The sequence below is a fragment of the Bradyrhizobium sp. USDA 4354 genome, from assembly GCF_054060315.1.
Window position 1 is genome coordinate 504089 of sequence record NZ_JBSSDC010000001.1, and the last position, 18773, is coordinate 522861.

At 64.3% G+C, this 18773-nt stretch carries 21 protein-coding genes and 1 pseudogene; 9 read left to right on the forward strand and 13 right to left on the reverse strand.

The features are described from left to right. The first annotated feature begins 140 nt into the window (after positions 1-140). A complete protein-coding gene (locus tag ACVIIV_RS02415; protein WP_456742735.1) occupies positions 141-1301 on the forward strand; it encodes an acyl-CoA desaturase in 1161 nt (386 codons plus the stop codon). A gap of 122 nt (positions 1302-1423) precedes the next feature. Here ACVIIV_RS02415 and ACVIIV_RS02420 read toward each other — a convergent pair whose 3' ends face one another. The 4 genes from ACVIIV_RS02420 to ACVIIV_RS02435 all read right to left on the reverse strand — a co-directional run bounded on the left by ACVIIV_RS02420 (position 1424) and on the right by ACVIIV_RS02435 (position 3727). Beyond that, positions 1424-1915, reverse strand: coding sequence for a DUF2852 domain-containing protein (locus ACVIIV_RS02420; protein ID WP_456742736.1), 492 nt, complete (start codon positions 1913-1915; stop codon positions 1424-1426). Positions 1916-2036: 121 nt separating this feature from the next. Continuing rightward, the gene (locus ACVIIV_RS02425) at positions 2037-2777 is read right to left on the reverse strand and encodes a TetR/AcrR family transcriptional regulator (RefSeq protein ID WP_456742737.1); all 741 of its coding nucleotides are present in this window, start codon (positions 2775-2777) and stop codon (positions 2037-2039) included. A gap of 127 nt (positions 2778-2904) precedes the next feature. Beyond that, entirely contained in the window at positions 2905-3270 is a 366-nt protein-coding gene (locus tag ACVIIV_RS02430) for a hypothetical protein (protein ID WP_456742738.1), read from the reverse strand. Between the two features lie 52 nt (positions 3271-3322). After that, complete coding sequence (locus tag ACVIIV_RS02435; RefSeq protein WP_456742739.1) at positions 3323-3727, reverse strand: YciI family protein; 405 nt, start codon at positions 3725-3727, stop codon at positions 3323-3325. Between the two features lie 267 nt (positions 3728-3994). On the opposite strand from ACVIIV_RS02435, the pseudogene ACVIIV_RS02440 reads away from it, so the two are divergent. Both ACVIIV_RS02440 and ACVIIV_RS02445 read left to right on the forward strand, forming a co-directional pair. Continuing rightward, positions 3995-4784 (forward strand): annotated as a pseudogene (locus ACVIIV_RS02440) (SDR family NAD(P)-dependent oxidoreductase). A gap of 164 nt (positions 4785-4948) precedes the next feature. Then, on the forward strand, positions 4949-5386 hold the full coding sequence (locus ACVIIV_RS02445; RefSeq protein WP_456742740.1) for a hypothetical protein: 438 nt from the start codon (positions 4949-4951) through the stop codon (positions 5384-5386). A gap of 159 nt (positions 5387-5545) precedes the next feature. Here ACVIIV_RS02445 and ACVIIV_RS02450 read toward each other — a convergent pair whose 3' ends face one another. Further along, the gene (locus tag ACVIIV_RS02450) at positions 5546-5803 is read right to left on the reverse strand and encodes a hypothetical protein (protein ID WP_456742741.1); all 258 of its coding nucleotides are present in this window, start codon (positions 5801-5803) and stop codon (positions 5546-5548) included. A 114-nt stretch (positions 5804-5917) separates the two neighbouring features. Between ACVIIV_RS02450 and ACVIIV_RS02455 the strand changes: the two genes are divergently transcribed. Then, positions 5918-6268, forward strand: a complete 351-nt coding sequence (locus ACVIIV_RS02455) for a hypothetical protein (RefSeq protein WP_456742742.1) — start codon at positions 5918-5920, stop codon at positions 6266-6268. Positions 6269-6379: 111 nt separating this feature from the next. On the opposite strand, the gene ACVIIV_RS02460 is transcribed toward ACVIIV_RS02455, so the two are convergent. The 4 genes from ACVIIV_RS02460 to ACVIIV_RS02475 all read right to left on the reverse strand — a co-directional run bounded on the left by ACVIIV_RS02460 (position 6380) and on the right by ACVIIV_RS02475 (position 9217). Further along, positions 6380-6793, reverse strand: a complete 414-nt coding sequence (locus ACVIIV_RS02460) for a VOC family protein (RefSeq protein WP_456742743.1) — start codon at positions 6791-6793, stop codon at positions 6380-6382. 31 nt (positions 6794-6824) lie between these two features. After that, complete coding sequence (locus ACVIIV_RS02465) at positions 6825-7364, reverse strand: SRPBCC family protein (protein ID WP_456742744.1); 540 nt, start codon at positions 7362-7364, stop codon at positions 6825-6827. Between the two features lie 192 nt (positions 7365-7556). Then, positions 7557-8852, reverse strand: a complete 1296-nt coding sequence (locus ACVIIV_RS02470; RefSeq protein ID WP_456742745.1) for an RNA polymerase sigma factor — start codon at positions 8850-8852, stop codon at positions 7557-7559. Continuing rightward, a complete protein-coding gene (locus tag ACVIIV_RS02475; RefSeq protein WP_456742746.1) occupies positions 8849-9217 on the reverse strand; it encodes a YciI family protein in 369 nt (122 codons plus the stop codon). The genes ACVIIV_RS02470 and ACVIIV_RS02475 overlap by 4 nt, the downstream gene beginning before the upstream one ends. Before the next feature lie 141 nt (positions 9218-9358). On the opposite strand from ACVIIV_RS02475, the gene ACVIIV_RS02480 reads away from it, so the two are divergent. From ACVIIV_RS02480 to ACVIIV_RS02495, 4 genes are all read left to right on the forward strand, one after another. Then, positions 9359-10324 (forward strand): 2-hydroxyacid dehydrogenase, encoded by a 966-nt coding sequence (locus ACVIIV_RS02480; protein ID WP_456742747.1) that lies wholly within the window; start codon positions 9359-9361, stop codon positions 10322-10324. Positions 10325-10711: 387 nt separating this feature from the next. After that, a complete protein-coding gene (locus ACVIIV_RS02485) occupies positions 10712-11359 on the forward strand; it encodes a cache domain-containing protein (protein WP_456742748.1) in 648 nt (215 codons plus the stop codon). A 59-nt stretch (positions 11360-11418) separates the two neighbouring features. Continuing rightward, positions 11419-12678: a methyl-accepting chemotaxis protein gene (locus ACVIIV_RS02490; protein ID WP_456742749.1), complete on the forward strand. Its 1260-nt coding sequence runs from the start codon at positions 11419-11421 to the stop codon at positions 12676-12678. 363 nt (positions 12679-13041) lie between these two features. Beyond that, positions 13042-13992, forward strand: coding sequence for an IS110 family transposase (locus ACVIIV_RS02495; RefSeq protein WP_456742750.1), 951 nt, complete (start codon positions 13042-13044; stop codon positions 13990-13992). Positions 13993-14175: 183 nt separating this feature from the next. Here the strand turns inward: ACVIIV_RS02495 and ACVIIV_RS02500 are convergent, their stop codons facing one another. Beyond that, a complete protein-coding gene (locus tag ACVIIV_RS02500) occupies positions 14176-14862 on the reverse strand; it encodes a TetR/AcrR family transcriptional regulator (RefSeq protein WP_456742751.1) in 687 nt (228 codons plus the stop codon). Positions 14863-14968: 106 nt separating this feature from the next. Between ACVIIV_RS02500 and ACVIIV_RS02505 the strand changes: the two genes are divergently transcribed. Continuing rightward, positions 14969-15613, forward strand: a complete 645-nt coding sequence (locus ACVIIV_RS02505; RefSeq protein ID WP_456742752.1) for a glutathione binding-like protein — start codon at positions 14969-14971, stop codon at positions 15611-15613. Between the two features lie 81 nt (positions 15614-15694). Here the strand turns inward: ACVIIV_RS02505 and ACVIIV_RS02510 are convergent, their stop codons facing one another. The 3 genes from ACVIIV_RS02510 to ACVIIV_RS02520 all read right to left on the reverse strand — a co-directional run bounded on the left by ACVIIV_RS02510 (position 15695) and on the right by ACVIIV_RS02520 (position 18629). Further along, the gene (locus tag ACVIIV_RS02510; RefSeq protein ID WP_456742753.1) at positions 15695-16462 is read right to left on the reverse strand and encodes a substrate-binding periplasmic protein; all 768 of its coding nucleotides are present in this window, start codon (positions 16460-16462) and stop codon (positions 15695-15697) included. A 17-nt stretch (positions 16463-16479) separates the two neighbouring features. Then, complete coding sequence (locus tag ACVIIV_RS02515) at positions 16480-16818, reverse strand: c-type cytochrome (protein ID WP_456742754.1); 339 nt, start codon at positions 16816-16818, stop codon at positions 16480-16482. Positions 16819-16910: 92 nt separating this feature from the next. Continuing rightward, positions 16911-18629 (reverse strand): outer membrane protein assembly factor BamB family protein, encoded by a 1719-nt coding sequence (locus tag ACVIIV_RS02520; protein ID WP_456742755.1) that lies wholly within the window; start codon positions 18627-18629, stop codon positions 16911-16913. Between the last annotated feature and the right edge of the window lie 144 nt (positions 18630-18773).

The window sequence follows — 18773 nt, forward strand, 5'->3', positions numbered from 1 at the left end:
GAGCTTCGGCCGACTGCTTTGGCCGGAATGAATCGCGACCCCGCGGTGGCACGCCATCAGCGGGGTTTTTCACACCTGGCAGGCTTTAGCTCCGCTGGAGCGAGGCGCGCATCCTCTTCGTTCAAGGTCACTCTGAAAACATGTCGCCCAATACCGCCGCCGACGACCAGCACGACGACATCATGTATCCCTCCGTCCTACCGTTTCTCCTGGTCCATCTCGGCTGCATTGCAGCGGTCTGGTCAGGCATCGATTGGCAGGCCGTCGCGATCTGCATCTCACTCTACTGCGTGCGGATGTTTGCGATCGGCGCCGGCTATCACCGCTATTTCTCGCATCGGGCGTTTGCGACCGGCCGGGTGTTTCAGTTCGTCCTGGCCTGCCTCGCACAGAGCAGCGCGCAGAAGAGCGTCTTGTGGTGGGCGGCCAAGCATCGACACCATCACCTGCATTCCGATACCGAGACTGACGTGCATTCGCCGCGTCACCGCGGCTTCCTCTACAGCCATCTCGGCTGGATCTTTTACCGGCGGCACGACGGGACCGACCTCGTGAAAGTCGCCGATTTCGCCGCCTATCCGGAGCTGATGTGGCTGCATCGGCTCGAGCTGCTGCCGGCCTTTACGCTTGCAGCGCTCTGCTTCCTGATGGCGGGATGGTCAGGTCTGGTCGTCGGCTTTCTCTGGAGCACGGTGCTGCTCTATCACGCGACCTTCTGCATCAATTCACTTGCCCATGTTCACGGACGCAAGCGCTACGTGACGGGCGATGATTCCCGCAACAACTGGCTTCTGGCATTGTTCACGTTGGGTGAAGGCTGGCACAACAATCACCACGCCTATCAGAGCAGCGTGCGGCAAGGCTTTCGCTGGTGGGAAGTCGACGTGACCTATTACGTCTTGACGGTCCTGTCGTGGATCGGCGTCGTCTGGAACATGAAGGCACCGCCCGAACAGGTGCTGCGCAACGAGCAGCCGCTCGGCGCGCGGGTCATCCAGCGGGCCGCGCGCGAGCTCGCCGGACGGTTCGATGCGCAGACCCTGGCGCATGCGATCTCGTCGGCGCGGCGCCGGGCCGATCTCGCCCAGTTGCAGCTGCCGACGCTGCACGACATCCTCGATCGCGCGCATGAAGGCGTCGACGCGCTGACGCATCTGCATCTGCCGAAGATTCCGACACGCGAGGAGTTTCTCGCCGAGGCCAAGGCGATGTTCGCGCGCACGCGGTCCCTCAACGAGATCGTGGACCACGCCTACGAACACTTCCTGGCGTCGGTTCGCGCGCAGCTCGCAGCGACCTGAGCCGTCGCGGCTGCGCGCTACGCTACCTCCAAAAACCAGACCGCCCGCCTGCGGGTTGCGCGGGCGGGCGGCTCGGGGCCATCAGGACTTTGGGGGCATGCGCCTGAAGGCTTTGAGAGATGTCACCCCTGCTGCTGATCGGTCGGCGGCGGGGTCGGGCGCGTCTTGTGCTGCGCCATGAACTGATCGAACTCTTCCTTGTCCTTGGCGTGACGCAGACGGGTCAGGAAATCCTTGAACTCGCGCTGCTCTTCCTCGAGGCGCTGCAGCGTCTCGGCGCGATATTCGTCGAAGGCGCGATTGCCGGAGGACGGCGGGCCGAAGCCAAAGCCGAAGCCGCGGCGCTCCATGCGGTCACGCATGCGATCCATCTTGTACTGCATCCGCTCCATCTTGTTCTGCCAGCGATCCTGGTGGCTCCAGCACGACATTCTTCTGCTCCCGAGTGTGAAAAAGAGAAGGGCAAGTCCGATCGGCCACCAGATGATGAAGCCGAGAATGGTCACGGCGATCCAGCCGGGATGCCAGGGCGTATCGAGCATGCGGGGACGCTCGTACTGTTGGTATTGGTCCGAAGGGCCGCGCCATCGATTGACATCAGCGGTGTAGGCCATTTCCCATCTCCATCACGGCACCAGCGCCGTTGTGAATGTAAATAACATTTACATAGCTAGACCATCCCGCGATTTTGTCAAGCTGGCCGCAAGACACGCCCGCGTGATTATTTGCGCAATTTTATTTCGGCTTGCCCCAGGGGCCACCCGGAGGCACGCCCGAACCGGAGGAAGCCTCCGGCGGCACCGGCGGCGGCTCGGCACTCTTGCTGGCCGGACGGCGGTCGATCGGGAAGCCGAGCCCGCGCAGATAGATCAGCACTTCGGCCTCTAGCAGTTCGTCCGGCGACATCGGCAGCTTGCGCCGCGCGGCATCGCCACGCGAGAACAGTGAGGCGACGCCGTGCGACATCGACCAGATGTGCAGCGCCATCATCATCGCCGGCGGACGGGGCGTGCCCGGCGGCGTCAGCGCAGCGAGGCGCTCGGCCGCGGCACGGATGATGTTGAAGGCCCGTTCGCTGGCAGCCTGGAGTGCGGGATTGACATCCACCGGCACGCCCGATTCGAACATCGCATTGTAGAAGGCGGGCTCCTCGCGGGCAAAGGCGAGATAGGCCTTGCCGACGCGTTCGAACGCGGTGACCGTGTCGGGCCGCCCGTCGTCCCAAGCCGCGGACAGGCGCGCCTCGAACTGCTCAAATCCGCGCTGCGCGATCGAGGACAGGAGCTCGTCGCGGTCGCGGAAATGCCGATAGGGCGCCGCCGCGCTGACGCCGGCCATGCGCGCGGCATCGGCGAAGGTGAAGCCCGCCGCGCCCTTCTCGGCGATCAGGCCGAGAGCGGCCTGCAACAGGGCCTCCTTCAGATTGCCGTGGTGATAGCCGCGCTCGGCGCGGCGCTGCTCCTTGCGCCAGCTCATGTGAACGACCTTTACATGAGCCGGAGGTGAAGGTCACTAGCGGGAATCGCGCGTGATTAACCCCGTACTTCCACGGTGCTTCCGGGCCGATGCGGCAGGCATCGGGCCCGGAAACAATGTTGCCAGGCTACATCTGGGGAAGCGGCAGCACGGGCATGACCTCGATCGCCTCGCCAGGGAAGATCGCAAAATGCGGATGGTTCTCGAAGAGCTTTGCAGCTTCCTCCTGCGAGGCGGCGCGCACCACCGTGAAACCGGTCAGCGCGTTGCTGATCTCGGTGATGCCATTCGCGTCGATCCTGCGGGTCTTGCCGAGCGGGCCGCCCATCTCGACGATGACGGACTTGTGCTTCTCGACCCAACCGTGCCAGGCGGCCATGCCCTCTTGCTCCTTCGCCTTCCGTTCGGCCTCGGGCAGCGCGCGCCAGGCCGCCATTTTCGATCCGCTCATGCTGCCGAGATAGACGGCAAGGAATTTGTGTTCGGTGCTCATGGATTTCTCCTTAGGGTTGATCGATTGGAAAATCGCCTAGCGGCCGTCTCGTCTACGTCTTCAGGTCGCCAAACCCGGCCACGACCTCCTGCACTTCGGGCGAGTAGTCGACCAGCTCCTGCACCTGCCGGATCTCGATGATCTCGTTGGGCGAGGCAGGACACTTCTTCGCCCAGGCGATCGCCTCGGCGCGCGAGGCGACCTCGATCATCCAGTAGCCGCCCAGGGCTTCCTTGGCTTCAGTGAACGGCCCGTCGATCACGACAGGCACGCCGGTCGCAAACGAGACGCGTGCGCCCATCGAGGGCGGATGCAGGCCGTCGAGCGTGATCAGCACGCCGGCATCTCTGAGCGCCTCATTATAGCGCATCATCGCCGCGACGCGATCCGGATCGAGCTGCACGTCCGGCGGCGCGTTCTCGTAGCCGAGCGGGATCATCAGCATCATGAATCGCATGGAACTTGCTCGCTGCTCTCAGTCATTCCGATATGTCCTGCGGGCCGAAACAGCTGGCCCGCGCTCCCCTCCAAGACGAACGACCTTCCGCCGAGCCGACAGCGGGGCAGAATTTTTTTCGAGGCCGCAGCGCAACCGCGGCAGGCGCATTTGGGCCGCATTGGGCCCGATAGGCGCGGGTCGAGGCCTTTCATGCCGGAACGAAAGCGAAGTAAAAGGGGCCAGCGCGCTCGCGCGCCCCGTTCCGGACACAGGACAGATCAGCCAATGCCGCAAGCCCCGCAAAAAGTCGCCCTCGTCACCGGAGCCGCGCGCGGCATCGGGCTTGCGACCGCGAAGAAATTCCTGGCCGAGGGCTGGCGCGCGGCGCTGCTCGACATCGAGGGCGAACTGCTCGGCCGCGCGGTCGCCGAAAATCGGCCAAAGCGAGGCGACGTTGGCGATGACCTGCGACGTTTCGGACGCGGCCGCGGTCAGCGCCGCAATGACGGCAATCGAGCGGCGGTTCGGCCGGCTGGATGCGCTGGTCAACAATGCCGGCATCGCGGTGTTCGCGCCGCTGATGGAGACGTCAGAGGCTGACTGGCGCCGCGTGCTCGAGGTCAACCTCACCGGACCGTTCCTCTGCACCAAGGCGGCGGTGCCCTTGATGCGCGACGGCAATGGCGGCGCCATCGTCAACATCACCTCGATCTCGGCTGTGCGCGCCTCGACGCTGCGCTCGGCCTACGGCACCAGCAAGGCGGGCCTTGCGCACCTCACCAAGCAGCTCGCGGTCGAGCTCGCCTCCCTCAACATCCGCGTCAACGCCGTCGCGCCGGGACCGGTCGACACCGCGATGGCGAAGCAGGTGCACACCAAGGAGATCCGCGCAGACTATCACGACGCCATTCCGCTCAACCGCTACGGCCTGGAAGAGGAGCTCGCGGAAGCGATCTATTTCCTGTGCTCAGGCCGTGCGAGCTACATCACCGGCCAAATTTTGGCCGTGGATGGCGGCTTCGATGCGGCGGGCATCGGCCTGCCGACGCTGCGCGGGCAAAGGCGGAATGGGTAGGACATGTAGGGTGGGTTAGCGCTGCGGCTGCGCGAAGCGCGGGCCGTTGGGCGTAACCCACCTCTTCTCACGCGAGGCCGAAGATGGTGGGTTACGCCGAGCCATTGCGCTTCGCGCAATCGCTCAGCTAACCCACCCTACAAAATCGAGTTGGTGGAGAGTTCATGCGACGCCTCATCTTTCCCAAGGTGCTGATGCTCGCATCCGCGCTGCTCGCCGTCACGCCCGCCGCGGCCGAGATCCGCATCATCCAGTCTCCGGGCGGACAGGTCGGGCCGTTCCTCGATCTGTTCGAAAAAGTGCGCGAGAGCGGCGAGCGCGTGGTGATCGACGGTCCCTGCCTGTCCGCTTGCACGCTGGTGCTGAGCATCGTCCCGGGCGAGCGCATCTGCGTCACCAAGCGTGCCGTGCTCGGTTTCCACGCCGCGCGTTCGGTGGACCGGCGCGGGCGCTTCTCTGCCGAGCCGGAGGCATCGGTCGCAGTGCTTGCCGCCTATCCCGGCCCGGTGCGCGACTGGATCAGCCGCCACGGCGGCTTGAGCTCACGGCTGCTGCTGCTAAAGGGGCGCGATCTCGCCGCGATCTATCCGCGGTGTCGCTGACGAAGCTGACAGCTGCCACGGGTGTGACGTCAATGAGCTCTGTGAACCGCGTCACATCGAAGGCGATTGCTTGGCTGGTCCGAGGCCATACGCCATGTTCGCTGCGCTCGCTTACGGCGTGCGCACCGGGTGATCTGCGCCATCAGGCGCTGGCTGTCTTCAAAAGAGAGTCTGTATCACCGGCACCAGCTTTGCGCTGGCGCAGATGAGCATTCCCCAAAGAGCAAAATTGATCTGTAGCGCCGCCGCCATCGGTCGCTCCCTTGCAAGTGACGTCCATCCCAGTTTGTAGCTTTTATGAATCACCAATAGCGATTCTGGCGTGCAGATCACAGCCCAATATTGCGCCAATTGTTGTGCGATGCAGTTGATTTCACGAAGCGGCCTCACTGCGCCCGCAAAGTGATGCGAAAGCACGACTCATATTCGGCCATGCCGGCAAAATTTGATTTGCCTTGAGTTCCATTGAACCGACGTGATGCGCGTGTCTCACGCGGATTCTGCGCGTCGCATACGCAGCAAAGGCCCGGCATGATTCGACACGGCTTAATCTTGCTCACTTTTTGCACAGCGCTGATCGGATGCGCAGGCGCTTCAGCGCAGGAACGTCGTCCCATCGCGTGGGATGGCCTTGGCAAGGATCCGAACCGTCCTCATGTCGCGAAGCGGCGCGTCACGAATGACGCGCCCGCGGCAAGCGATCCCAATCAGGAACGGGAAAGGGTGCTCGGTACTTTGCGCCCATACTCCGAGGCATGGTGGGCGGTCCATGACGAAATACAGGCGGAGAACGACAGGCAGCTCGGCAGCAAGCTCGTGATCTGCCCTCGCTGCGTGGAGTCGTCGCCGCCGCGCGAGGACGTCACCGGATCAATCCGGTGAGAGGACAAACGGCCGATCGGCGCGTGACGTAGCGGGTCCATGCGCGTCCCCTCTCCCGCAGCATTGGAGAGAGGGGATCGCAACTCAGCGGATCGCGCGCGCTCGCGCCCGTCACATGCCTTCCGCCGGGCAGTTCACCATCCAGGGAATGCCGAACTTGTCGACGCACATCCCAAAGCCCTTGGCCCAGAACGTCTTGCTGAAGGGCATGGTGACGCTGCCGCCGTCGGCGAGCGCGTTGAACTTGCGCTCGCCATCCGCGGGGTCCTTGACCGTGAGCGAGATCGAGAAGCCCTGCGGCTTGTGAAAGTGCTCGGCCGGCGCGTCGGATGCCATCAGCACGCTGCCATCGGGCAGCGACATCCGCGCATGCATGATCATCTTCTCGCGGCCGGGCGTGGCCGGCATCTCCGGCGGTGCATCCGATGCGCGCATCATTGCATCGATCTTGCCGCCGAGAACCTTGACGTAATAGTTGAACGCCGCTTCGCAATTGTCCTGGTAGAACAGATAGGGATTGAGCATCGGTTTCTCTCCTCTTCGTTTGCAGTGAGGCCTATTGCTTCTCGGTGAGCTTCTTCAGGCCGGCGAGGCCTGCCTCGAAATCCTTGCCGATCATGCTGTCCATGTTGATGAACACCTGCATGACCTTGGACAGGAACGGGGCCGGACCGTACATCGCCCATGTGACCAGTGTGGCATCGCCTTGCGGCACAAAGGTGAACTCGGCGGTGTTGTGCCCTTCGAACGGCCGCTCGAAATCCAGCTTGATGCGGAGCTTGGAGGGCCCGTTCGCCTCCAGGATCTCCATATGGCCGGCGCCGACATTGTTGTTGCCGTCCCAGGCATAGGTCGCACCCTTCCCTGCCGCGGTTCCGCCGAACGTCCGCTTCATGGCGGGATCGCGATGCTCGTAGGGCGACCAGGCGGTCCAGCGGTGGAAATCGGCGACCACTGGATAGATCGCGTCGGCCGGTGCTTTCACGGCGAGGCTGCGCTCGACGCGGAATGTGTCGGGTTTTGTCAATGCGAAGACGAGCACGGCGGCTATGCCGACGGCGAGCACGATAGCGATGACGGCAATGGCTTTCAGCATGAGGGGCTCCGTAGATCCGGGCTTAGGACGAACGGGAACCGCAGGGGCCGACAAATCGGAAACGGATTTTTTGGCACAGTCCTCCCACGTCATGGCCGGGCTTGTCCCGGCCATCCACGTCTTAGACAAGAGGGCCGGAGAACGTGGATGCCCGGGACAAGCCCGGGCATGACGATGTGGAGGCAGATGCGCCTATGTCGCCTTCGCGCCCTGCCGCGCGCCGGCTCCCTTCGGCTGGCTGTCCCGGATCAGGCGGTCGAGATGCATGCGGATGTGAGCGGCTTCGGCCGACGTATTGGCGAGCGCGATGGCGCGGTCGAAGGCGACGCGGGCTTCATCGTTGCGGCCAAGCTGCATCAGGAAGGCGCCGCGCACGCCGTAGAAATGGAAGTAGTTGGCGAGCTTCGGCGCCAGCGGCTCGATCAGATCGAGCGCGGCCTGCGGCCCGCGCACCTTGGAGACCGCGACCGCACGGTTGAGCGTCACCACCGGAGAGGGCTGCACCACTTCGAGCGCGCCGTAGAGCAGGTCGATCTGGGTCCAGTCGGTCTCCTCCGGCGTCGATGCGCGCGCATGCAGCGCGGCGATCGCAGCCTGGATCTGGTAGGGCCCGCTGCGGCGGTGGCGCATCGCCTTGTCGATCAGCGCGAGGCCCTCTGCAATCATGGTGCCGTTCCACAAGGAACGATCCTGATCGTCCAGCAGGATCAGCGATCCGTCGTCGGCAAAGCGCGCCGCGCTGCGGGCGTGCTGCAACAGGATCAGCGCCGTCAGGCCCATGATCTCCGGCTCGCTCGGAAACAGCCGCAGCAGCAGCCGCGCCAGCCGGATCGCCTCCTCGCACAGCGGCTTCCTGATCTCGGCGGTGTCGCCACTCGCCGAATAGCCCTCGTTGAAGATCAGGTAGATCATCGCGGCGACGCCGGCGAGCCGTTCGGAGCGCTCGATCGCGCCGGGCGCCTCGAACGGCGTCCCGGCCTCGGCGACCTTCGCCTTGGCGCGCGTGATGCGCTGCTCCATCGCGGCCTCCGAGACCAGGAAGGCGCGCGCGATCTGCTTCACCGTGAGGCCCGAGACGATGCGCAAAGCCAGCGCGATCTGCTGCGTCGCCGGCAGCCCTGGATGGCAGCAGATGAACATCAGCCGCAAAATGTCGTCGCGATAGTGCGAGCCGTCGAGCCGCTCGGCGAGCGCGCCTTCGGCGTCGTCGAGATCGGAGATCGCCTGGTCGTCCTCGGGCAGCGGCTGCTGCCTGCGGGCGCGCCGCACCTCGTCGATCGCGACGTTGCGGCCGACCATGATCAGCCAGGCTGCGGGATCGCGCGGCGGCCCGTTCTGCGGCCAGGTCTTGAGCGCGCGCAGGCAGGCGTTCTGAAAGGCCTCCTCGGCCGTGTCGAGGTCGCGGAAATAGCGCAGCAGCGCGCCGACCGCCTGGGGTCGCGCCGAGGTCAGCGCAGTCTCGATCCAAGCGGTATCGGCCTCGCTCACGTCAGGTTTCCTCCGGGCCGGAACACGCCGACGGGACGCACCTCGTAGGCGCCGCCGGGATTGGCGGCTCCAAGCTCGCGCGCGACGTCGAGCGCGTCGTCGAGGTTCTTGCAGTCGACGATGTAGAAGCCGAGCAGCTGCTCCTTGGTCTCGGCATAGGGGCCGTCGAGCACCAGCGGCGGATCCTCCTTGCGCAGCGTCGCCGCCGCGGTCGTCGGCAACAGCCGCGCCACCGGCCCGAGCCGGCCCTGCTTGGTGAGCTTCTCCTGCACCACAGCGAGCTTCTTCATCACGGTCTCGTCCTGGTCCTTGCTCCAGGAGCCGACGAAGTCCTCATCATGATAGCAAAGAATGGCGTAGAGCATGGGCGACACTTTCCTCGTCTGTTCTGAAGACGCGCCAATATGCCCCGCGCCGACAGGGCTGCGGAAAAAATTTGCAAGAAAAATCCGGCAGATCGTGCCAAGGAGGGGTCCTTCTCAAGCGGAACCGACGAGGCACTTCGAATGACCCTGGGCACACTGGCCGTCCTGATCAACAGCACGCAGCAGAACTGGCTCCCGGAGCGCTGGAAGGCCCGGTTCGAAGCGGTCTGCGGAGACCGCCGCGTGGCGCTGCTGCCGGACGCCGGGCTCGATCCGGCGGAGGTGCACTATGCGGCGGTGTGGAAGCCGGTGCCGGGCGATCTCGGTGCGTTCCCCAATCTGCGCGCGATCTTCAATCTCGGCGCCGGCGTCGACGCGCTGATGGCGGACAAGAGCCTGCCCGATGTACCGCTGGTGCGCGTCGCCGTGCCCGATCTCACCAATCGCATGACCGAATATGTCGTTCTGCACGTGCTGATGCATCACCGCCAGGAGCTTTACCTCAGGCAATCGCAGCGCGAGAAACGCTGGGAACCAAAATATCAGTGGCCGGCGAGCGCGATCACGGTCGGCGTCATGGGATTGGGCACACTGGGGGCCGATGCAGCCAATGTGCTGCGACGGCTCGGCTTCCGTGTCGCCGGCTGGAGCCGCAGCCCGCGGGCGATCGACGGCGTGGTATGCTTCCAGGGCGCTGCGCAGATCGACGCGTTTCTGCGCACGACCGACATTCTGGTTTGCCTGCTGCCGCTGACGCCTGACACAAACGGCATCCTCAACCGCGATGTCTTCACGAAGCTCAATCGCAACAGCCCGCTCGGCGCGCCGGTGCTGATCAATGCCGGCCGCGGCGGCTTGCAGAACGAAGCCGATATCCTGGCCTGCCTCGACGACGGCACGCTGGGCGCCGCCTCGCTCGACGTGTTCGTGCAGGAGCCGCAGCCGAAGGACAGCCGGTTCTGGACCCACCCCAAGGTGGTGTTGACGCCACACAACGCCGCCGACACCGACGCGGAGGCGATCTCGGCCTATGTCGCCGAGCAGATCGCGAAGTTCGAGGCCGGCGGTGCGCTGGAGAACGTGGTGGACCGGGTCAGGGGGTATTGAGGCCTTAGCTGGCTGGAAGAGGCACGCGCGCGCCTCATGCTCGGTGTCGTCCCCGCCTTCGCGCTAGTGCATGCACATATCTTTTCGAACCTAAAAACCGACTCTCAATCAAAGACTTGCTCACTACTCAGCGACGAGAATTCACGAGGGTCGGTCCGCCGGAGTGCAGCATTTCTCTGCACTCCAGAGGCAAGTCATTGATTAGACTCGGGAAGATATGTGCATGCACTAGCGCCTTCGCGGGGACGACACCTTTGTTCGGCGGAGCAGCCCGGTCACCACAGCCATCTCCCCCCACAACCACAGCGCTCTGCCGGTATTCCGTTCACCGTCTCTTAGCGAGAAGTTGATAGGCTTTGTTAATCAACGCTCAAACAACGAGTCGACATGCGGGCGAGCCTCGGCCTCAGGATGCGGATCACGGTTGCGCTGGCGGTGACGGCCGCAGCGACCGCGCTGTTTGCCGTACTCGGCGCGATGTGGATCATCGGCGGGATCATCGACCGCGCCGACAAGCGCGAGCTGCGCAGCCATTATGATGCCCTCTTGTCGCGCATCGCCGAGGAATCCCGCCGCGCCGCCGCCATGAGCACCGTAGTTGCCGCGATGCCGGCGACGCAGGATGCAATGGCGAAACAGGACCGCAACGCGCTCGTTACCCTGTTCGGACCGGTGTTCGCCGCGACCAAATCGGAGTACGGCGTCGAACAGTTCCAGTTTCATATGGCGCCGGCAACCTCGTTCCTGCGCGTGCACCAACCCGCCAAGTTCGGCGACGACCTCTCGGGCTTTCGCAAGACGGTCGTCGCCGCCAACCAGGACCGCAAAGTCGTGGTCGGTCTCGAGGGCGGTGTCGCCGGTCTCGGCATCCGCGGCGTGGTGCCGATCGCGCAAGGGGCTAAGCATCTCGGCTCGGTCGAATTCGGCCTGACCTTCGCCCAGTCCTTCCTCGACGACTTCAAAGCCAACCGCCATGTCGACGTCGCCTTCCACCTCGCCATGGCTCCGGCTTCAAGCTGTTCGGCGGCACGCTGAAGGGCAAGAGCTTCTTCGACGCGGCCGATTACGGCCGCGCCACCGGCGGCGACTTCACGATGCAGCAGGGCAAGCTCGACAGCACGCCGGTCGCCGCCCTGCTAGGACCGATCAAAGACTTTTCCGGAAAGCCGCTCGGCGCCGTCGAGCTGGTGATGGACAATGCCGATTACGAGGCCTCGGCTGACCGCGCCTGGATGCTCGCGATCGCGATCGCCGCGATCGGGCTCGTGCTTGCCGCCATCGTCGGCTATCTCATCGCCCGCAGCATCTCGCGTCCGATCCTCTCCATCACGTCCGTCATGCGCGAGCTTGCAGATGGCCGGACCGACGTCACCATCCCCGCTAGCAAGGCGAACGACGAAGTCGGGGCGATGGTGAAGGCGGTCGCGGTGTTCCGCGACAACGCCGTCAACTTTGGCAAGCTTCAGGCCGAGCAGCTGGAAGCCAAGGCGCAGTCCGAAGCGGAGAAGCGGCGCGCCTTCGCCGCGCTTGCCGACAATTTCGAGGCCAGCATTCGCGACGTCGTCACCACCGTGTCGTCAGCTGCGGTCGAGATGGAGCATACGGCGCGGTCGATGTCGACCATCGTCGAGCAGTCCCGACAGCAGACGCGCGCGGTGTCGTCGGCCTCGACACTGGCGTCGGAGAACGTGCAGACCGTCGCGGCGGCGGCGGAAGAATTGTCCTCGTCGATGACCGAGATCAGCCGCCGCCTCGCCCACGCCACCGAAGTGGTGGGCAAGGCCGCGAGTGACGGACGGCGCTCGAACGAGCGCGTGCAGAGCCTGGCAGACGCGGCGCAGAAGATCGGCGACGTCGTCTCCTTCATCAACGGCATCGCGGGCCAGACCAACCTGCTGGCGCTGAACGCGACGATCGAAGCGGCGCGCGCGGGCGAAGCCGGCCGCGGCTTTGCCGTTGTCGCCTCCGAGGTCAAGGCGCTGGCGACACAGACCGCTAAGGCGACCGAGGAGATCGGCGCCCAGGTCACGGCGGTGCAGGGCGAGACATCAGGCGCTGTGGACGGCATCCAGTCGATCTGCGCAACGATCCAACGGGTCGACGAAATCTCCGCCGCGATCGCCGCGGCCGTCGGCCAGCAGGGCACGGCGACGCAGGAGATCGCACAGAACGTCCAGCAGGCGGCTGCCCGGACCGGCGAGGTCTCGCAGAACATCTCCGGTGTCACCGCGGGCATCGCCGCGACGGGCACGGCGGCCGAGGAAGTGCTGGGTTCGGCGATCGAGCTAGCCAAGCAATCGCAGCGGCTGCGCGACGAGGTCGACCGTTTCCTCGCGCAAATCCGGGCGGCTTAGCTGAGGCCACGATCTCGCTTCATAAGCGGTGCCGTCCCCGCCTAATGCGCAATTGCCCACGGGGCGGGGACCCATACTGCGTGATTCATCGATAGCGCAGGGTCGCAGTACCAAACTATTCGACTCCGAATCTTCGCTAAACCGCTCCCTGTGGTTATGGGTCCCGGATTGCATGTTGTTGGCGTCTTCCTGATGGAAGATCGGACGCCGGCGGGACCTCGCGGTCCCGGAAGATCTTGACGATCGTGCAGATCTGGAGGCCCGCCGGCGCTGCTGGGTCCGGGCACGAACGGTAGAGAGGGCTAATCGCCCGTTTGCAATCCAGTGCTCGCTCCGGACCCGACTATGATGAGGGAGGTCGGTATGAGCGGCAAGCGTATCATTGGAATTGATGTCGGCAAATCCTGGTTGGATGTGGCAGCGGAAGGCTGCGAGCGCGTGCGGCGGTATGGCAATGATGCGGCCGCAATTGCAGCCCTGGTTGAGCAGCTCGATCCCGCTGAGGACCTCGTGGCGTTCGAGCGCACCGGTGGCTGGGAGCGGAACCTGGAAGCGGCGCTGGCGGACAGGATGATTCCGTGGGCCGTCGTTCACTCGCAGCGGGTCAAGGCTTTCCGCCAAGTGCGAGGGATCAAGGCCAAGACAGACCGGATTGATGCGCGGTTGCTGCGAGACTATGGGCGCGACCGCTTGAATGCCGGCGAGCTGCGCCTGGGCCGCCGGGAAGATGTAACGCTGGATTGCCTGATGGCGCGCCAGCGGCAGCTCAAGGCGATGCGGCATGCGGAGGCCTGCCGCCTGGCAACCGCGCCATTGGACGCGGTCCGCAGCTCCATCGAGCGCATGATTGCTCATCTGGACGAAGCTCTCGCAGCGATTGCTGTCGAGCTTGCCCGGCACGAGGACGAACACCCGCAGCTGGCATTCAAGGAAGAGGTTCTGTGTAACCAGATCGGCGTTGCTGAACAGACCGCACGCGGTCTGTTGGCGCTGCTGCCGGAACTCGGCAGGTTTGGCTGCAAGAAGATTACGGCGCTCGGCGGATTGGCTCCCCGCGTTCATGAGAGCGGAAGCATCCGCAAGCGCCGCGGGCTGGCGCCGGGGCGCACGTCAATCAAGGTTGTCCTGTTCAACCCAGCGCGCACGGCAATGCGGTTCGACCCGCAGATCAAGGAGTTCTGTAGCCGGCTGCGGGCACGGGGTAAGCCCGGCAAGGTGATTATGGTCGCTGTGATGCGCAAACTGCTGGTGCGGCTGAACGCCCAGCTGCGGGATGCCATGGCCAAGGCTCCCGCTGCAGCCGCGGCACGCTGAGGCGTCGATCACGGCAGCCACTCGCGGCATCGGGCGCAGATCGTCAAGGCTGGCCGGAGGCCACCGCCGAAGGCGGGGCGCAGCCGCCTTGACGACCGAGCACGATGCCGCATCCTCCGCGTTCGATCGATCCCTTGACACGCAAGACGGTAGATCTGCGCTTCGCTTGTCCGGGACGACAGCTCAGGTCTCGGCGCCAGTCCCCACCATCACATCGATCGCGCCCTTCACGATCGCCTCCAGCTCCTTGCGCGGAACGCGCGCGCGCGAGCGGATGGCGATGGTGTGGACGGTGGCTGATGCGATCTGCGCCAGCACGACCGGATCGGCGCTCTCCGGCAACTCGCCCTTCTCCTTGGCGCGGCGGAAGCAGCTCGCAAAGGCCTTGTCGAGCTCGGTGAGCCCGTCGAGCACCATGGCGCGAATCTCGGGATCGCCAACGGCTTCTGACGCCGCGGTCACCACCGTGAAGCAGCCGCGCGGGCCGGTCTCGCCCGAGAGATAGATGCTCAGCGCGGAGGCGAAGATGCGCTCCAGCCGCTGACGCACCGGCATCTCCTCGCGGAAGATCGCGGCCATGGAAGCCCGCGCGTCCTCGCGGTAGCGCTGATAGCTCTTGATGTAGAGCTCGCGCTTGTCGCCGAAGGCGCCGTAGAGACTCGGGCGGTTCATCCCGGTCGCTTCGCTCAAATCATCGAGCGAGGTCGCGGCAAAACCCTGCTTTCGGAACAGGTCGAGCGCCTTGCCGAGTGCAACGTCAGGCTCGTAGGCGCGCGGACGGCCGCGGCGCTTGGGTTGGCCGCGGCGCTCGGGTTGGCTGCGTTGCTCGGGTTCATTGGCAGCAGCTGGCGGCTTCGATTTTTGTACCATATCGCAAATAATCCTTGACCGCACTCATATTATGCAAGATGGTACAAAAATCAATCTGGCCAGGTTGAGCGACACCCAAAAAAGGAATTGCCCAAGGAGGCTACAGATGGATCTCTATTTCTCGCCGCTCGCCTGCTCGATGGCGACACGCGTCGCGCTGTACGAAGCCGGTGCCGAGGCGAACTATCTCGAGGTCGACCCGCCGACCAAGAAGGTTTTGAACGACGGCTCCGATTTCCGCGCCGTCAACCCGATCGGCCTGGTGCCGACGCTGCGTACCGACGAAGGCATGGTGCTGACTGAGAACGCCGCGATCCTGCAATATGTCGCAGACCGTTTTCCGCAGTCGGGCCTCGGCGCCGCAGCGGGCATCGAGCGCACAAGGCTGCATCAATGGCTCTGCTTCATCGGCACCGAGCTGCACAAGAGCCTGTTCGTGCCCCTGCTCGACCGCAAGGCGCCGCAGGAGGCTAAGGCCTATGCCTTGGAAAAGAACCTGTCGCGCCTCGACTATCTCGACAATTACCTGAAGGGCCGCGACTTCCTGCTCGACCATTTCAGCGTCGCCGATGCCTATCTCGTCACGATCATCAACTGGACCATGGCGACGCCGCCGATCGAGCTTGCGAAATGGCCGAACCTGAAGGCGTATTACGAGCGCCTGCGTCAGCGGCCGTCAATCGCGAAGGCGATTGCGGAGGAGTTCGAGCTGTACAAGGCCGAACTCGCGCGGAAGAAGGCCGCGGCGTAAGGCCAACGCTAGCGGTACCTCGCGCGGCTGCGACGCCGTCCCGGCTCAGTCGGGACAGCGTCGTTCCCTTGTGCGGCTCGATTATCTCGGCGCCTGCAGCACGATCCCATAGCGGCCGTAGATCCGGTCGATCGTGCCGTCGCTCCGCAGCCGCTCCACTGCTCCGTCGATGGCTTCGCGCAACGCATCGTCCGGACGGATCATGCCGACGGCGACGTTCCAGTTGAGATCGACCACGCTCTCGTCGCGATCCAGGATCCGGAGCTTTTTGTCCGGATGCGTCAGATTGAAATAGCTCGCCGCGGTGGGCGTAACAGCGGCGGCATCGATCTCGTGGTTCGACACGGCATCCAGGCTGTCGCTCTCGAAGCCGAAGGTCGATGTCGGCACCCGTCGTTGACCGATGATCATGGCTGCGATCGATCCAACCTGCACGCCCACCCTGGTCGATTCGTTGAGGCTCGCAAAGGACGTGAGCGTGCTGGATGAGGGCACCGCGAGCGCGACGCCCGTGCGATAATACGGTTTTGAGATCCTCAGGCGGGTTTCGCCTTGCGCTTCACGGTCAGCGATGACGTCCAGAAGAATGTCGCAGCCGGCGCTGCGCATTTGGTACTGCGTGATGATCCAGTCGAGTCTCAGCGCGACACCGAGCTCGCGTGCCAGCACCCGACCGAGCTCGACCTGAAAGCCGGGCGGATCGCCGGTCTTGTGCGCAAAAGGAAGCGAATTGGGATGTGCGCACAGCCCGATCACGCCGCTCGAGCGGATCGCGTCCAGGGTTCGCGCCTGGGCCGGTCCCGACAGGACGATGGCGGCAGCGACGAGGACCGGGACAAATGCCTTCATTCCGCGCTCTCTGCGATTCAGCCGTCGCGCGGTTTCAAGGCGCGGATGTATTTGACGATCTGGTCGATCTGGGTATCGGTGAAGGCGCCGTCGAATGCCGGCATCGCCCCTTGCTTGCCGTGCTTGATGCGGTTGCGAATGAATTCGTCGTCGCGCGGCGAATTCATCAGTTGCGGCCCCTTGCCGGGCGCCCGGCCACCGTCGGAATGACAAAAGCCGCACGTTCCCGCGAACACCTGCTCGACCTCGAACGTCGCGTTCTCCGGCGCGGGCGTGGCGGATTGTGCTTGAGCCATCGCAGCCCACAGCAACCAGGCGCCCAGGCCCGCCGGAATCGTTTTGAACGGCAGTCTCAACAGGTACGCTCCATTCCTGAATCTCGCACGGCTGCTACAATCGATCGTAGAGCGGGCTTGCGCCCGCTCCTCGATCGACCATTTGCGGCACCCTATTTCAGGCTGAAGACGACCAGGGCGCCGTCGTCACGCGGCATGCTCTTGTAGATGCCGCCGAAGTTCGGCGCATATTCGTCCGCCAGCATGCCGCCGAAACCCGCCGTCACGGCGATATATTGCTTGCCGCCGACGGAGTAGCTGACGATGCCGCCCTGGTGGCCGGTGCCGTTGTTGTGTTTCCACAGCTCGGCCCCGGTTTCCGCATCATAGGCGTGCAGCACGCCGCGGGAATCAGGCACGAAGACGAGATTGCCCGCGGTCGACAGCACACTCCCAAGCGGAGGCTCGGGATAGCGAACCTCCCATTTCTTCGCTCCCGTTATCGGATCGCGCGCGTCGAGGTGCCCGTAGATCTCGCCGCCCGGAGGAGGCGCCATTTTGAAATCGGCACCGATGTTGAGCTGGACCTGCGGCGCGGTGACCGGCGTCGTCTTCTGGATATCCAGCGTCATGCACCATTCCTGCCCGATCTTGTAGTAGAGACCGGTCTTTGGGCTGTACGAGCCGGCGTTCCAACTGATGCCGCCGCCAATGAATGGACACAGCGGCGGCTCGGTGACCTTCCCGACCGGGAAATCGCGACGGCCGATCAGCGCGCCGGTCTTGGGGTCGATATCCTTGACGAAGTTGATGTTCTCGACCAGCCGCCAGACGTTCTTCACGGCGAGATTGCGGTCGTAGACGAACACGAAGCCGCCCTTGTTCGGATGAACCACGTATTTCTGGCCGTCACGCTCGAGCATCACGAACTCGCCGACGGCGCTGTCGAAGTCCCAGGCATCGTGCGGCAGTTCCTGATGATAGAATTTCAGCTTGCCGGTATCGATATCGAGCCCTATCACCGAGCTGGTGTAGAGATTGTCGCCGGGACGCGCACCTTGCGTCTTGTAGTCGGCGCCCGACCAATCGTAGAGCGGCGCCGGATTCGCGGTGCCCCACAGGATGGTGTTGGTCTCGGAATCGTAGGTGCCCGGCATCCAGCCGCCACCACCGCCGGTGCGCCAGGACTCGTTGCCCCAGGTCTTCATGGCCTCGTCGGTGCCCGCGACCGTCAGGAATTCCCACTTCTTCTTTCCCGTCGCGGCATCGAGAGCGAAGATCGGGCCGCGGCCCGGCCATTCGCCACCTTGCGCGCCGATGATCACGCTGCCCTTCGCGTAAAGCGGCGCGCCGGTGAAGCCGACCGTGAGCTTCTGCGAGTCGATCAGCCTGGTCTCCCAAAGGACCTTTCCCGTCTTCGCATCCAGGCCGAAGACACGCCCATCCATCGTGCCGACGAAGACCTTGCCTTCACCGAGAGCTACGCCGCGGTTGTATGGAGAGTGGGTCTGGCGGCTGATGAGTGCCTCATCCAGCTCCGGAAAGAACGACCAGATGACCTCGCCGGTCGCGCCGTTCAGCGCGAAGACCCGGCTGTAAGAACCCGAGTAATACAGCACGCCATCGGCAACGAGCGGCATCGACTGCAGCCCGCGCGTCGATCGTCCGGGAATGTGCATCCAGGCCACGCCGAGATTGCCGACATTGCTCGTATTGATCTGCGCAAGCGGGCTGTAGTGATGGGATTTGTACGAACCGTGATAGGTGAGCCAATCGTTCTGGCCGGCGGCCTCGATCCGGGACGTATCCACGGTTTGAGCCAATGCCGCCGATGCCGCGAATGCCGCAACGGCGAGAACAGGCAAGCCCGAGTTGAGCCACTGCTTCCTCATTTGCACTTCCTCCCGCTCTTGTGTTTGTTGATTGCGTCTCGTGAGCGCGCCGCGAGGGTATCTGCAATTCAGTGTGCGTCGATCGTCCTCCATCGGACTGAGTCGGCAACAGACGTCCCCTCTCTCGGCGCATCGCACCGAGGA